The following is a 13,538-nucleotide window of genomic DNA, read 5'->3' on the forward strand; positions in this document are numbered from 1 at the left end:
GCCGGCACGACGACTGGAGCCCAGGGCGGCCAGGGGGACTAGATCCCCCCGGCCGGCCGTGGGTTTGCTGCCTGACCCGGAATCAGCGGAATTCCATGTGCCAAGGTTTCCCACGCCCTGCCCAGCAACTGCGGGCCGGCGGCTACGCATCGCTCGCTGTAGCTCTGGAGTGCGGGCAGTGCCTTGGCCACGAAGTCCAGGTGATGGGCCCTGATCATCAGCTCAAGCTCACGGCACTGATGTTCGGTTTCCACCGCGCCCACCATGGCTGATGAAACCTTCAGGCTCAGGACGGCGGTCATGGTTGCCTCTTCATCACCTTCGTCCAGCCCGCTGCAGATGTTCGAGATGCGGCCGGGCAACATGGAGAGGTACATGGAGCACAGGCGCAGGACTGGTTGGGCATCACCGAGCTCGTCCGCCAGATGTTGAAGTCGACGGTCCTCGAAAACAGGTGTTTCGGCGGGACTGCCGGCAGGACCCATGGTGCCGGGGGCCGGATGATCGCAAGGGAATTCAGACATCGCCGCTCACCTCCCGACCGGTGGTTCCAGGCGTCCCATCCGTGGTAGTCCCGGGCGTCCCGCTGGGTCCGGGCATCTCGCTGGCCCTGCGCGCCCCGCTGGCCCCGGGCGTCCCGTCCGGCTTCGTGCCCCATATGGAGGCAAGCATCCCGACCACCAGGACAGCGGGCGCTCCGTACATGAGGGCATTCAGGACGACGGGCTCGCGCAGTGCACGAATGGCCGAACCGACGTAGGGAATCGTGGCCACGTGTTTGTCCACGGTTTCGCCCTGCAGTGTGGCGATCCACGGGTCGACGCCGTTGTTCGCGTCGCCCTTTGTTTGCACTGCCACCTGTCCGTCTGCAGCAGGGGTGATGGCCGTGATCCGATGGGTTTCCACCCGCTGGTCCTCCACGGGAATGTGGTAGGTGATGACGTCTCCCACCTGGAGATCGCTGATGCTGGTGGGGACGGTGACCACAACGTCGCCGGGGTTGATCAGCGGGGCCATGGACCCGGTCAGCATGGTGGACGTCTGATAGCCGAGGACCCTGGGACCTATCGCGAGGAACACGAACATCAGCGCCGCCACTACCAGCATGCACGCGGCCACGATCCTGAAGATTGCACCTGCAATGCGGTGGATACCGCCCCGCTTCATGGCTGCTTTGGGTGCCGCTGCGGACTGCTTCACAGCGGCGGTCTTGGGGGTAGCGCCAGTTGATTCCCCGGTGGAACGCCTGTCACGGAGGCCGGGGTGGTCCAAGCTTGTCAATGCGCTCAATGTCCTGCGTTCCTTCCTCTTGTGATGGCGGTGTTCTGCGATGGTCGGGTTCTGCGGTGTTTAGGTTCTGCGATAGTCGGATGGAAATCCGCGATTGGTGGATTCACGGTTTCACCGGCGGACCTGGTCAGGCAGGGGGGAGGCCCGACCAGGCCCGACGGAGCCTGTGGTGGTGCAGCTACTTGACGGTTTCGGTGCGCTGGGTTCCGGTGAAGCTGAAGGCGATGGTGCTGGCGGCGCCTTGGAAGGTATCGGGGGCAGTGGCGGGGAACGAGGTGGTGACCTTCAGGTTGTCCGTCTTGGAGGATGCCAGTGAGGTCAGGTTGTTCAGGACCTTGTTGGCGGTGATCACGGGAGCGGAGGCCATCACGGTGGTCTTGTTGCCGTTGCAGGCGTAGGGTGCGGCGGTGCCCGTCCAGGGAACGCTGCAGTTTTCAATGGTGAGCTGCAGTCCGTGCGTTACGTCGGTGGTGAGGAGGGAGCCAGTGGCGCCGGCCGACGTCGTCAGTGTGATGGCGTTGAGGTCGGAGTTGCCGGTGTTTCCCAGGGTGACCAGCTTTTCCACCTTGTCCCCGGGGAGCAGCCCGGCCACCGGAACGCTGAGCGTGTTGGAGGTGCCGGATCCCAGCGCGATGGTGACGGTGCCGGCCGTGACTGCCTGGTTTGCCGACGTCGACGACGTGAAGGCACCGTAGGTGCCCATGCCGGCGACGGCGGCCGCGGTGCCTACGAGTGCGACCGACGCGAGGATCTTGCCGCTGGTGGTCTTCAGGCTGATGGCCATGTGGATCCTGTCCTTCCGAGAGGCCACCACTGCGGGCCGGCCGTTTCATCCAGCCTGTCCGGCTGACAGGAATTACTGTGCCGGGGCAGCATCAAGAACCGGTCCTGCAAACCCTCAACTGTTGCTCAGGAAATTCTCAAGACCCAGTGGCGAAGTGCGGAGGCTCTCAGGACGGCAACAATCCGAGCAGCGGGACGGTGACCGCCGTCGCGATGGCCATGGCAGCGGTGTTCCCGATCACCGGGTGGAATCCCTCTGGAAGGCGTGCCGACACCACGCGCGCAATAGGTGGCGCGAGTACCGCTCCCAGCACGGCCCCGCCGACGATGCCCTGCCACGAGCCATTGCAGGCGAGGACTGCCGCCGGGGCAACCGACACGACTGACGCGTAGGTCGCCGCCCACCCGCCGCCCCGGTACCAGCCGCGCCAGAGCACGATGCCCAGCGCAGAGGTGAGGGCCTGGGCGAACAGGATGTGCGGCAGCAGTCCCGAGCCGTACGCCGGGAGCGCCGGATTCAGCACGAACGCGATCGAGACCCCGGCGATCAACCCCAATCCCGCGATTCCGTTGGCGTAGAAGTGTGTCTCGGTGAAGTCCTTCAGGACCCTCTGCGCCGCCCAGCTCGCGTCGACGCGCACTTGCTTGCCGGCGCGCACTTGGTCGCCGGCGCGCACTTGGTTACCGGAGGGCAGCTGGTTGCCGGCGCGCAGCTGGTTGCCGGCGCGCAGCTGGTTGGTGCCCGACGGCGGTGGGCCGGCTTCCGGTGCCGGGTCCTGCTTCCGCAGGACAAGCCAAGGCAGCCTGCGGGCGATCGCAAACGCCACCACCGATCCCGCTGCCATGGCCAGGACGTTGGCGACCACGGCAGGAAGACCGAGCGGAACAGAGACCGCGGGAATGAACAGCAGGGCCAAGGGCGTGGTGGTCAATACCCCAAGGACCGCCGCGGTGAGGCAGGTCAACCACCCGCGTCCGTACATCAGGACCATGGCGGGGGCCACACAAACCAGGGGCACAAACGTGGGCTGCCATCCGCCGTCGAGCATTCTGCTGAACGCAAGGTTGGACAAGAGCAGGCTCAGCATCCCCGAAGCCAGGACCCAGGGCCAGAGGCCGGTACCGTAGCTCAATCCGCCCCAGTGGTCGCTGCCGGCCTCGAGCCCCTTCCGGAGTCCGCGGCGTCGCCGTCCGCACCACCATGCCACGACGGCCCCGGCCAGCAGGCCGATTGCCGCGAGTTCAGATTTGAAGAAGAGCGGCTCGGACATGTCGCCAAGGAACCAACGCAAGGCGGCGAGGGGTTGGCCGGCGGCTGCTGCGGCCCAGCCGTCGTAAGCGGGACCCCAACCGGGCGAAGCGGCCGCCAGCTTGGTGAGGGCCAGCGACAATCCCCCCACCAGCGCGACCACGCTGAACGCACCCAGGATGGTACCCAGGGCACCACGCTCCTGCGGCCGGTCACGCTGCGGCCTGCCAGACAGCGGCCGGTCACGCTGCGGCCTGCCAGACAGCGGCCGGTCACGCTGCGGCCTGCCAGACAGCGGCCGGTCACGCTGCGGCCTGCCAGACTGCGGTCGGCCAGGCTGCGGGTGGCCGGTGGTGTCCCGGGCAGAGGAGAGCGTCATTGGTTACCCCCAAGCATGCGGATGCGGCGTAGATCGAATGCAGCGTATCCGAGCCGACGAGGGGTCCCCCATTTGGGGAGTTACGGGGGATTTGTGACCGGCTACCGGTTGATCCGGCGGAGCATCCTGGTGGCTTCTCGCGCAGTCGGCCGCGCTTCCGGGCTTGGATCCGTCATTGCGTGCAACACCATGGACCAGCGCCGTAAAACAGTGCCCGGGATCCTTGGTTCAGTCAGCGTCCGGGCAACCATCGATTCAAGGGGCGGCCCGGGGAATGCTTTGGTCCCGGTGAGGCATTCGAGCGCCACCAAGCCTAAGGAGTAGATGTCGCTGGCCGCCGTCGCCGGTTCGCCGGCAACTTCCTCCGGACTCAGGTAATGCGGAGTTCCGGACGAGGAGCCGGGCGCTTGATGGCGCGAACTCAGGGCGATGCCGAAGTCGGTCAGTCTCGCCTCGCCGTCGTGAGTCCTGCTGAAGTCCACCAGGATATTGCCGGGCTTCACGTCGTTGTGGATGACGCCCCTCCGGTGGACGTGGGCCAGTGCACTGGCGATGTCCGTCATCCATGCGGCCGTCCGCAGTGAGGACACCGGACCGGCGTGGGTAATGCTCCTGAGGTCTTGACCGTCCACCAGCTCCATTACCAGGAAGTTGCGTGCCTCACCGCTCCCTTGATCAAGGACGGCACGGCCCCCATCCCGGATCCGGACGACGTTCCGGTGCTTAAGCCGGCTGTGGATCTCCAGCTCCCGCCGATACGGGGCGTCGTCGCTGGGATCTTTGGCGCGGAAAACCTTCACGGCAACAAGGTTCGAGGTGCGCAGGTCCAGGGCTTCGTGCACATGGGCTTCGGATCCACCGCCCAGGTGCCGGCCGAGGCGGTACCTGCCGTTCAGTACCGGGTGCCCGGATTCAGGATCCGGACGGTGCGCCGGCTCGCTTAGCCCGGGATCCGCGAGCGTCACCGGACGAGGGTTTCAGCTTCGTGGGCCGGTATTCCCGCCAGCCTGGCCAGTTCCTGAGGCTCGACGCCGGCGTCGACAGCCTTCCTGAAAGCCAGTTCAAGCGTGTTCTGGGCAACTGTGAGCTCCCGCTGAAGGCTTTGCCGCCGCACTGCGGCAAGCCATACGCTGCTGACAGGGTCCACTGCGTCCATGTCCATGCGGAAACCGCAGTCGCATGCCCATTCCGGCCACACTGGCTCTACCGTAACCCACTGCATGGATTCGAAAGCCGGACCCGCCGAAACTGCCATGTTGGAGCCGCAGTGGACAGGGCCGGTGGCGAGCTTTTCGACGACGGCCAGCTCCCCGGCGTCGACCGTGCCCAACGCCGTCCCGGCGGTTTCCAGAATCTTTCCGGCAAGAGCAACACCATCTGCAAGGGCAACCTCGCCAGCAAGCGCAACACCATCTCCAAGAGCAACCTCCTCGCTCCTTGCCACCCCCTCGACGGCCTCATCGACAGCAGCAGCCAGATCGCCTCCGGGCGCGGCTTCTTCTTCGATGGTTGATTCGTCCAGAAGCGGAACGTCACCCTCCGGAGCATCCCCGGCATCCGTCGACGGAACGGTTTGGGTATTCTGGACTTCCTGGACTTCCGGTGAGGAATTCGGCTCACGCAGCACTGCTGTCATCGGTACTCCCACTGGCTAGATTCCTAAGTAGCTTGGCAATCTAGTTATATGCTTACTTAGCATTAATGTCCAATGAGGATCTCTTCAGCTGCCGATCTCATCAATGGCGGCCCGCATGCGGCGCAGGAAAGCGGCCACCAGGGCTGCCTCCTCCCCCGACAGCGACTCCGCGACTTCCATCATGCGCTGATGCATGTCACGCAGCGTGTTCCGCACCTCCTGGTCTGCGCCAGGAGTAGAGCGCAGGATCAAGGCGCGACGGTCCGTCGGATGGGGCTCCCTGGTCACGTACCCCGACTTCACCAGCCGATCCACCAGGGAGGTCATCGAGGCCGAGGTGACGCCCAGCCTGACAGCGAGTTCCTTGGGCCCCATGTCCTTGCCGGCCCTTTCGGCCTCCAGCAAATACCGAAGGGCAATCAGGTCCGTTTCCCCCATGCCCATGGCAGTCCGGGTCCGTCTGCGCATCGCAGCCTCGGCGGCCCGGTAATCCCTGAGTTCGTTGAGGACGTCGACAGCATCGGCCTGCGGACGGTCGGCCGTGCCGTACCAATAACCCAGCGTCGCGCTTCTGTTGCTCATCACCAACCCCTTGATAGACATATATCTTGACTGTCTAAGCAATTGATTTTAGGCGCAACAGGTCCCTGCACTCAAACCGCCGCCCTAGGCGGACGATCCGCGCACCCTGCGCCAGACAGCGGGGGCAACCACCACCGCGACGCCCACTGAAGCACCGATGACCGTTTCCACGATGCGGTCCCGAAGCAAAAGCCCCGGGTCTACCGGCGCAGCCAGCAGTGTGGCCACCAAAGCAAGGGGCGTGACGAAGATCTGCGCCACCATGTACTGCCTGGCGATGAACATCTCGGCTCCGAACTGGCACACCGCAATCACCAGCACCATGGCCCAGGGAGCCGGGTTGAGCCACAGGATGCCGGCAAGCAACACCAGCCCCACCACGGTTCCTGCGATTCTCTGGATGCCGCGGCTCACCCGATGCCGGGTGGAATGCCCCACCAGCGGCACCACAGCGGCCACCATCGCCCAGTACGTATGCCCGAAGCCCAGCCGCTCGCCCACCAGGGTTGCAATGGTCCCGGCAAGGCCAGCCGCCACCAGGTAGCCGCCGCCCTCCAGCCACATGGCACGCCGCTCGGGAGCCGTATGCCGGATCGGCGGGGGACGCTTCCAGGGTGTGCGATGGCTCTTCACCACACGCGACGACATGCCCACGAGCAGGCAGAAGCCGGTAGTGAGGACTGAGACCAGCATCGCCTCCCATAGCGAGGGCTGCGAGGGGATGGACGCGATCGCGGCGAAAGCGAAGATGTGGAACAGTGAGCCTCCCGGCCTCAGCCGCCACGCTGCCACCACCACGGAACACAGCCCCGCGACCAGGGTGGTGGCCGCCGTCAGGAGCCAGGAGTAGGCCATGCCGTCGATGCCCAGTGCACCCGCCACACGTGCGGTCACCGTAGCCAACAGAATCACCAGCAGCATCAAGCCGCCGGCACGCAGCTGACTCCTGAACCGGACGCTGTGTGGCTCGTTGCGCCCATAGATTCCCGTGAAGGCACCGAACGACGCGAACACCGCCAGATCCAGCCGCCCCATCAACGTCAGGGTAATCAGCGGAACGAACACACCTACAGCGCAACGGAGAGCGGGATGGTGGTCCTTGTTTCCGGGACCCATCGTGAACATTTCCGTGACAGCCTTCAAGGGGCGGCTCGCCTTCCGTCGCAGGATCAAAAGTACGACGGCGGCACTGGCGTCCGCTTCCAAGGTTACGCCCGGCCCGCTGGGCTACTCAGGGTTCGGGCGCCAAAAGTGCCCCTCATCACGGTGGATGAAGGGCACTTCCGGGTTCGGGCTCCAGGTCAGAACCGTGAGGCCAGGCCTGCTGTCTGCGTGGTTGGCAAGGCGTTTCCGGCTGCGTCCGTCACTCCGGCTGCCGGGGTGTAGGACGGGGAGACGGTGGTGGACGTGATCGTGGCCGCTCCCGCCGTACCGGCTCCCAGGGTGATGGTCAGCGTCCTTTGGTCGTGGTTCCACTGCAGGCTGGATGCGTTGGTGTTGTTGCCCATGAAGGTGAGCGGCACCGAGGTGTAGTCCGCACCCAGGGCCACGGAACCAACCCGGAGTGTGGGGCAGCCCGCGCCGGTGACCGTGAGGACATCGTTGGCGCTGATGTTCACTACCACCTGGTTGTTGCCGTTGCCGTTCTGCGTCTGGATACCGGGGCCGTTGGTCCAGGCACTGCAGATCGTGGCCGGGTTGAGCGGTTCGGAGAAGGTGATGGTGACCGAGTCGCCCCGCTCCACCTTGCCGGCCGTGGCTCCGCCGTTGTTCAGCCGGACCGAGCCCACCGCCGGTGTGATGACGTCCTTGGTGGACGTTGCTGTGCCTGCAGCACCCGTGTTTCCGGCCGCATCAGTGGCCCGGGCCGAGTACGTGATGGTTCCGGCGTTGAAGGCCGTAAGGTTCAGCGGCGCTGCCGTCCAAGCGCCCGCCGCGTTCGCGGTGAGGGTCTGGCTGGATGACTGCGTGCCCGAGTCGGTGACGGTCAGGACCACCGTGGACCCGGCCTCGGCTGTTCCGCTCACGGGCACATTCCCCACATTGGCCTGGTTGACGTAGGTCGGCGCAGTAATTGCAGGAGCAGCAGGCGGGGTGGAATCGATGGCAGCCGCCGCGCCCCGGTTGCTTTCGGCACCCTTCCAGGACGATAGCAACGGCGTCACTGTGTAGTACCAGGTCCCGGAGGGGACCGTCTCGGAGCAACCCAATCCAGCAACCGTTCCGCTGCAGGTTCCTCCGGCAGCAATCGCGGTGCCCCCGGTAGCTGCACTGTAGCGGGCGATGCTGTAGCCGGTCACGGACCTGCCTGCCGCCGTCGTGCCGGCCTCCCACGTGACACTGACGGTGCTGCCCGAAACGCTGGTACTGGGAGTGGCGCCCTGGCCGACGGTGTCGGCTGCGGCCGCCCCGAAGTTGCTTGCCACCGAGCTCCAGAAAGCACTGGCCGCCGGGCCACCCCATGAAAGAAGGAGAACGCCCATAACGATCACGGCGCAACGCCGCACCAGGCCAGTGGACGGCGGGCCTTCCTGACGATGCCGGCTCACTTGCGCACCTCCAATGTGACGGGGACAGCAAACCGGGCTCCCTGGCAGGCGGACGGTGACGACGCGCCCATGCTGGCCGCTCCGGGGAGGGTCAGCAGGATGGAGGTGTTCGCGGGAATGACCACCGGCTCCTGGAAACCGGCCGGTGGGGTGAAAGTGACGTCCGTGGGCGAGCAGCCCGGGTGGGCGGCGTCAGCCGTCACGGCTCCGCTGGTGCCCAGGGCATGGACGGTGACAGGATGCGGGTTGGGGTTGCCGGCCCGGACAATGACGTCGGCCGTGCCGCCGGGGACCAAGGAGGTCTGCAGGGTATCGCCCGGGACGAGCGCGTCCACCGTGACGTCCTGCATGGTTCCGTTGGTGGCGCTGCCGCTTCCGGCGCCTGCCGTTGCCCAGTAGGCGTAGGCCGACCCCATGCCTCCCAATAGGCACAATGCGACCGTGGTGGCCGCAGTCCGGGCCACGCGCCCCTTGCGGACAGTGCTGCTGCTCCGCCGTGATCTGGTTGCCGTGGTCATGTCAGTCCGCCTGTCCAGTGCCGGAGTACGTGAAGTGGATGGTCGCGCCTTTGCATCCGTCCTGCAGCTGCAGGGTGTCCAGCATCTTTACGTGCGGCCATGCGGCCTGTGGAACACCCAACCCGGACAACGAACTGGTTCCCACCGGGATGGACAGCGGGTAGGTGCCGGAGTACTGCGTGAGCTGGTAGTCCGATACGGTGCACGGAAGGTTCGCTGCCACTGCTGTCTGTGTCCGGACCACCTGGCTGATGGCTACCGTCAGGTTGGTGACTCCGAAGCCCTTGTTGCTGGTGTTGGTGAGGTGAAGATCGATCGGCCGCGACGTGCCGGGAGCAAGGACCCCGGCCACGGAGCCCGAAATCCCGAAGCTCCGCTTCACTTCCAGCACCTGCAACTGCCCCGGAGCCGCATTGGACTTGACGGTGCCGCTGGAGCCGGTGACGGTGAAGTTGGTTTTGGCAACGGCAGTGGTCGGTTCGGTGCCCAATGTCAGGGTCACCTGGGCGGTTCCGCCCGCAGGCAAGGATACCGACGACGGCGACCATGCCGCCGTCGTGCCCGCCGGAAGGCCCGCGGCTGCGAACGTAACCGGGCCCGAAAAGCCGCCCGTGGACGTCGCAATGACCATATACGTGGCCGCCTGTCCTTGGTCCACGGTGCGGCTGGACGGCGTCAATGACACCGTGATTCCCTTGGGAGCTTTCGACGGCGTGCCCTGGCCACCGCTCGCAGCCAGCGCCGTGACGGGAATGAACGCCACCACCAAGGCCAGCAGGAGGGCGCGGACAGGTGCCCCGACGCGGAAGACGGGTGTTTTTCGCTGAGACCGGTGATCCATGAAAGCTCTCCTGATGGGCTCGTGAGCGGGATGCGGAAGCCGGGTCCACCTCCCAGATGGGTGGGCCCGGCTGCCGGAGTTTTACTTGCTGGTGACGTTGACGGTCACGACAGCGGACTTGCAGGCATCCTGGTTCTCGGTGGCGCTGTCGTTGAACGTCAGGATGCCGGAGCCCACGGACACACCGCTGGTGTTGGCCGCAACGTGGTTGTTGCCGGTCACCGCGGTCACGGTGAACCAGGACGGGAGGCAGCCGGCGTTGTTGGTGCTGACGGTGGCGCTCAGCTCTCCTACCACCGTGCCGGACGTGGTCGCGTTGTCGGCCGTGTAGGCCACCGGAACCTGGTTGCCCGGGGCAAGCCCGGCGTCGAATGCGGCGTGCAGGGTTACCGTGCCGCCACCGGACGAGTTGGTGGCCGTGCCATTGCCCGAACCCGTGGTGGTCCAGTAGGCGTAGGCCGCGCCGCCGCCGACTGCTACCAATGCCACACCTGCGACGGCGGCGGTGATACGGCTCTTCCTGGAAAGCTTCTGCATTTTGACTCCTCTGTTGTTGTGCGTCCCCGGGGAGCCGACTCGCACCCCCAGCATCCGATCGGGTTTGTCGGATGAAGCGATGCCCCAATATTTCTGGCTGCCGCCACCCCCTCGCCACCCTTGGAAGTACGCCATTTTTTGCGCCGACCGACCGTTCAGGAATACGTCCTGATTCGCTTTAAGTACTCAGTTTTCCGGAAGGGGACTACTTGGTTCCTTGCTGGTGAAGGCCAGCGGGGGGACTCCTGGTGCGGCTTCTGCGCAAGGTGGATTTCCGCGCCAGTACTGGGATCGGGGGATGCTGGACACCGATGCCCCGGTCCTCGTTGGGGGCTCCTGGAGCGGTACTCAGTTTTTCTGCGTCCATTTCCGGCTTTTGGGCTTGTTGTCCGGAATGTGGACGGCGGGCTTGGAGGGGGTGCGTCAACATTGTGGCCGTCTTGAGCCAAAAATGCGCTGGTGTTCGAACGTGGCGAGGCTGCTTCACGGGCCCGCGCTTCTTCCCCATGACGACGGCGGTCCGCCCACCGTGGGAGGTGGGCGGACCGCCGTCGTAGTATTTGTCCCCACCCTCATTTCCGGGCCGGGTGGCCTGCACAGTTCCGGCCGTGCGCCGGCCATGGCCTAGCTGTGGGCGGCGAGGATGGTGGAGGCTTCCTGGCGGGTGGTGCCGGAGGACTCGATGTGGGCCAGGGCTTCGGGGATGGCCCAGCCCTTTTTGCGCATCGCGGTGGCCCAGAGCCGGCCGGCGCGGTAGGAGGAACGCACCAGCGGACCGGACATGACGCCGAGGAAGCCGATCTCCTCGGCCTCGTGCTGCAGGTCCACGAATTCCTGGGGCTTGACCCACCGGTCCACGGGCAGGTGCCGTTCGGACGGGCGCAGGTACTGGGTGATCGTGATCAGGTCACACCCGGCGGCGTGCAGGTCCCGCAGGGCTTCGGAGATTTCCTCGCGGGTTTCGCCCATGCCCAGGATCAGGTTGGACTTGGTCACCATGCCCAGGTCCCGGCCCTGCGTGATGACATCCAGGGAGCGTTCGTAGCGGAACGCGGGCCGGATGCGCTTGAAAATACGGGGCACGGTCTCCACGTTGTGGGCGAACACCTCGGGCTTGGAGTCGCAGATCGCGGCGATGTGTTCGGGTTTGCCGGAGAAATCCGGGATCAGCAACTCCACCCCTGTGCCGGGGTTCAGTTCATGGATCTTGCGGACCGTTTCGGCATACAGCCACACGCCCTCGTCCTCGAGGTCGTCACGGGCCACCCCGGTCACGGTCGCATAGCGCAGTTGCATGGCCTGCACGGACCGGGCCACCTTGGTGGGTTCGAACCGGTCCAGCGGGGAGGGCCTGCCGGTATCGATCTGGCAGAAATCACAGCGCCGGGTGCACTCGGACCCGCCGATCAGGAACGTCGCTTCCTTGTCTTCCCAGCACTCGAAAATGTTCGGGCACCCGGCCTCCTCACACACCGTGTGCAGGCCTTCCTTCTTCACCAGGTTCTTCAACCCGACAAACTCCGGCCCCATCTGGACCTTCGCCTTGATCCACTCCGGCTTACGCTCAACAGGGGTTTGTGCATTGCGGGCTTCGACGCGCAGCAGCTTGCGGCCTTCAGGTGCCAGGGTCATGGTTTTCCTTCGTCTTCATTCCGGATGTGGTTTTCAGCATTCGACGACGTTGACGGCCAGGCCGCCCATCGCGGTTTCCTTGTACTTGTGGGACATGTCCTTGCCGGTCTCGCGCATCGTGACGATGACCTCGTCCAGGGACACCCGGTGCGTGCCATCACCCCACAACGCCATCTTCGCGGCATTGATCGCCTTCGCCGCAGCAATCGCGTTCCGCTCAATACACGGAATCTGCACCAACCCGCCGATCGGATCACACGTCAGCCCCAGGTTATGTTCCATCGCGATCTCCGCCGCGTTCTCCACCTGAGCCGGGGAACCACCCATCACCTCAGCCAACCCCGCAGCAGCCATCGACGACGCCGACCCCACCTCACCCTGGCACCCCACCTCAGCACCGGAAATCGAAGCCTGCTCCTTGTACAACACACCCACCGCACCAGCAGCAAGCAAGAACCGCACCACCACATCATCCCGGTCCGACTGGCTGGCCTGATCCATGCCCGGGGCGTAATGCAACGCGTAATACAGCACAGCCGGGATAATCCCCGCCGCACCATTGGTCGGAGCCGTCACCACCCGCCCACCGGAAGCGTTCTCCTCGTTCACGGCCAGGGCGATCAGGTTCACCCACTCCTGCCAATACTTCGGATCAATGCGGTCCTTGTCCTCCTTCAACAACCGCTCCAACCAATCAGGCGCACGACGCTTCACCCGCAAACCGCCCGGCAGCACACCCTCACGCTTCAGACTGGTCTCAACGCAGGCCTCCATCACAGACCAGATATGCAAGAGCCCCTCCCGGATCTCCTCCTCCGACCGGGACGCCCGCTCATTGATCAACATGATGTCGCTGATCCGCAAACCCTTCGACGAGCACCGCCCCAACAACTCCGCCGCCGTCCGGAACGGCAACGGCAACTCAGCCTTGGACTCCTCCAACTCAGCCCGCGCCGTGTCCTCCTCACCCTCACGGACAATGAACCCACCACCCACCGAGAAAAACGTCGCCTCCCTCAGCACGTTCCCCTCAGCATCAGAAACAGCGAACTTCATCCCGTTCGTATGCCGCGGCAACACCGTCAACGGATGCAACACCATATCCTCCACCGCATACGGCAACTGGACACCACCGGCGAGGTTGAGCTTGCCGGTCTCAGCGATCGAAGCCAGACGCTCCTCCACCTCGTCGGGGAGGATCAACTCAGGCTCGAAGCCCTCAAGGCCCAGCAGGGTCGCGGTGAACGTGCCATGCCCTTTTCCGGTCGCAGCCAGGGAACCGTAAAGATCCACCCGCAACCCCGCCACGGAGTCGAGGACTCCGGACTCTTTGAGCTCCCGGGCGAACACCGCCCCGGCACGCATCGGCCCCACAGTATGCGAGCTCGACGGGCCAATGCCCACGGAGAACAGATCGAAAACACCAACAGCCATGGCTGGGTCCCTTCCCGGGAGGAGTGAAACAAAACAAGTAGATGGGGGCTGGGCCAATTCCTGAGCCAAGGCAGCCCAGCCCCCGCGGAGGTCCAGTACCAAACCTCC

Annotated in this window: 14 protein-coding genes; all 14 read right to left on the reverse strand. The window is 65.2% G+C overall.

Going from position 1 to position 13,538, the window contains the following annotated elements; genetic code table 11:
* Positions 1–38 precede the first annotated feature (38 nt).
* Complete coding sequence (locus ACSVIE_RS04505; RefSeq protein ID WP_442423130.1) at positions 39–524, reverse strand: Hpt domain-containing protein; 486 nt, start codon at positions 522–524, stop codon at positions 39–41.
* The gene (locus tag ACSVIE_RS04510; protein WP_442423131.1) at positions 517–1,290 is read right to left on the reverse strand and encodes a signal peptidase I; all 774 of its coding nucleotides are present in this window, start codon (positions 1,288–1,290) and stop codon (positions 517–519) included. Before ACSVIE_RS04510 ends, ACSVIE_RS04505 begins: the two co-directional genes overlap by 8 nt.
* A gap of 178 nt (positions 1,291–1,468) precedes the next feature.
* A complete protein-coding gene (locus ACSVIE_RS04515) occupies positions 1,469–2,074 on the reverse strand; it encodes a TasA family protein (protein WP_426004777.1) in 606 nt (201 codons plus the stop codon).
* A gap of 166 nt (positions 2,075–2,240) precedes the next feature.
* A complete protein-coding gene (locus ACSVIE_RS04520; RefSeq protein ID WP_442423132.1) occupies positions 2,241–3,701 on the reverse strand; it encodes a hypothetical protein in 1,461 nt (486 codons plus the stop codon).
* A 101-nt stretch (positions 3,702–3,802) separates the two neighbouring features.
* The gene (locus ACSVIE_RS04525; protein ID WP_442423133.1) at positions 3,803–4,666 is read right to left on the reverse strand and encodes a serine/threonine-protein kinase; all 864 of its coding nucleotides are present in this window, start codon (positions 4,664–4,666) and stop codon (positions 3,803–3,805) included.
* Positions 4,663–5,337 carry a hypothetical protein gene (locus tag ACSVIE_RS04530; protein ID WP_442423134.1) on the reverse strand — a complete coding sequence of 225 codons (675 nt, stop codon included), beginning with the start codon at positions 5,335–5,337 and terminating at the stop codon, positions 4,663–4,665. The genes ACSVIE_RS04525 and ACSVIE_RS04530 overlap by 4 nt, the downstream gene beginning before the upstream one ends.
* Before the next feature lie 84 nt (positions 5,338–5,421).
* Positions 5,422–5,919 carry a MarR family winged helix-turn-helix transcriptional regulator gene (locus ACSVIE_RS04535; protein ID WP_442423135.1) on the reverse strand — a complete coding sequence of 166 codons (498 nt, stop codon included), beginning with the start codon at positions 5,917–5,919 and terminating at the stop codon, positions 5,422–5,424.
* Between the two features lie 84 nt (positions 5,920–6,003).
* The gene (locus ACSVIE_RS04540) at positions 6,004–7,062 is read right to left on the reverse strand and encodes an FUSC family protein (RefSeq protein WP_442423136.1); all 1,059 of its coding nucleotides are present in this window, start codon (positions 7,060–7,062) and stop codon (positions 6,004–6,006) included.
* Positions 7,063–7,220: 158 nt separating this feature from the next.
* Positions 7,221–8,468, reverse strand: coding sequence for a hypothetical protein (locus tag ACSVIE_RS04545; protein ID WP_442423137.1), 1,248 nt, complete (start codon positions 8,466–8,468; stop codon positions 7,221–7,223).
* Positions 8,465–8,986 carry a hypothetical protein gene (locus ACSVIE_RS04550; protein ID WP_442423138.1) on the reverse strand — a complete coding sequence of 174 codons (522 nt, stop codon included), beginning with the start codon at positions 8,984–8,986 and terminating at the stop codon, positions 8,465–8,467. The genes ACSVIE_RS04545 and ACSVIE_RS04550 overlap by 4 nt, the downstream gene beginning before the upstream one ends.
* Before the next feature lies 1 nt (position 8,987).
* Positions 8,988–9,827, reverse strand: a complete 840-nt coding sequence (locus ACSVIE_RS04555) for a COG1470 family protein (RefSeq protein WP_442423139.1) — start codon at positions 9,825–9,827, stop codon at positions 8,988–8,990.
* Between the two features lie 81 nt (positions 9,828–9,908).
* Positions 9,909–10,364 carry a hypothetical protein gene (locus ACSVIE_RS04560; protein ID WP_426004785.1) on the reverse strand — a complete coding sequence of 152 codons (456 nt, stop codon included), beginning with the start codon at positions 10,362–10,364 and terminating at the stop codon, positions 9,909–9,911.
* A gap of 624 nt (positions 10,365–10,988) precedes the next feature.
* The gene (lipA, locus tag ACSVIE_RS04565; protein ID WP_442423140.1) at positions 10,989–11,996 is read right to left on the reverse strand and encodes a lipoyl synthase; all 1,008 of its coding nucleotides are present in this window, start codon (positions 11,994–11,996) and stop codon (positions 10,989–10,991) included.
* Positions 11,997–12,029: 33 nt separating this feature from the next.
* A complete protein-coding gene (locus ACSVIE_RS04570) occupies positions 12,030–13,430 on the reverse strand; it encodes an L-serine ammonia-lyase (protein WP_442423141.1) in 1,401 nt (466 codons plus the stop codon).
* Positions 13,431–13,538 lie beyond the last annotated feature (108 nt).

This window comes from Paenarthrobacter sp. NCHU4564, assembly GCF_052156435.1.
In the GTDB taxonomy this organism is placed as follows: domain Bacteria; phylum Actinomycetota; class Actinomycetes; order Actinomycetales; family Micrococcaceae; genus Arthrobacter.

Coding starts and splice junctions, on each gene's coding strand:
- ACSVIE_RS04550 (WP_442423138.1), bottom strand. CDS start 8,986: ATGACCACGGCAACCAGATCACGGCGGAGCAGCAGCACTGTCCGCAAG.
- ACSVIE_RS04520 (WP_442423132.1), bottom strand. CDS start 3,701: ATGACGCTCTCCTCTGCCCGGGACACCACCGGCCACCCGCAGCCTGGC.
- ACSVIE_RS04535 (WP_442423135.1), bottom strand. CDS start 5,919: ATGAGCAACAGAAGCGCGACGCTGGGTTATTGGTACGGCACGGCCGAC.
- ACSVIE_RS04560 (WP_426004785.1), bottom strand. CDS start 10,364: ATGCAGAAGCTTTCCAGGAAGAGCCGTATCACCGCCGCCGTCGCAGGT.
- ACSVIE_RS04505 (WP_442423130.1), bottom strand. CDS start 524: ATGTCTGAATTCCCTTGCGATCATCCGGCCCCCGGCACCATGGGTCCT.
- ACSVIE_RS04555 (WP_442423139.1), bottom strand. CDS start 9,827: ATGGATCACCGGTCTCAGCGAAAAACACCCGTCTTCCGCGTCGGGGCA.
- lipA (WP_442423140.1), bottom strand. CDS start 11,996: ATGACCCTGGCACCTGAAGGCCGCAAGCTGCTGCGCGTCGAAGCCCGC.
- ACSVIE_RS04515 (WP_426004777.1), bottom strand. CDS start 2,074: ATGGCCATCAGCCTGAAGACCACCAGCGGCAAGATCCTCGCGTCGGTC.
- ACSVIE_RS04570 (WP_442423141.1), bottom strand. CDS start 13,430: ATGGCTGTTGGTGTTTTCGATCTGTTCTCCGTGGGCATTGGCCCGTCG.
- ACSVIE_RS04530 (WP_442423134.1), bottom strand. CDS start 5,337: ATGACAGCAGTGCTGCGTGAGCCGAATTCCTCACCGGAAGTCCAGGAA.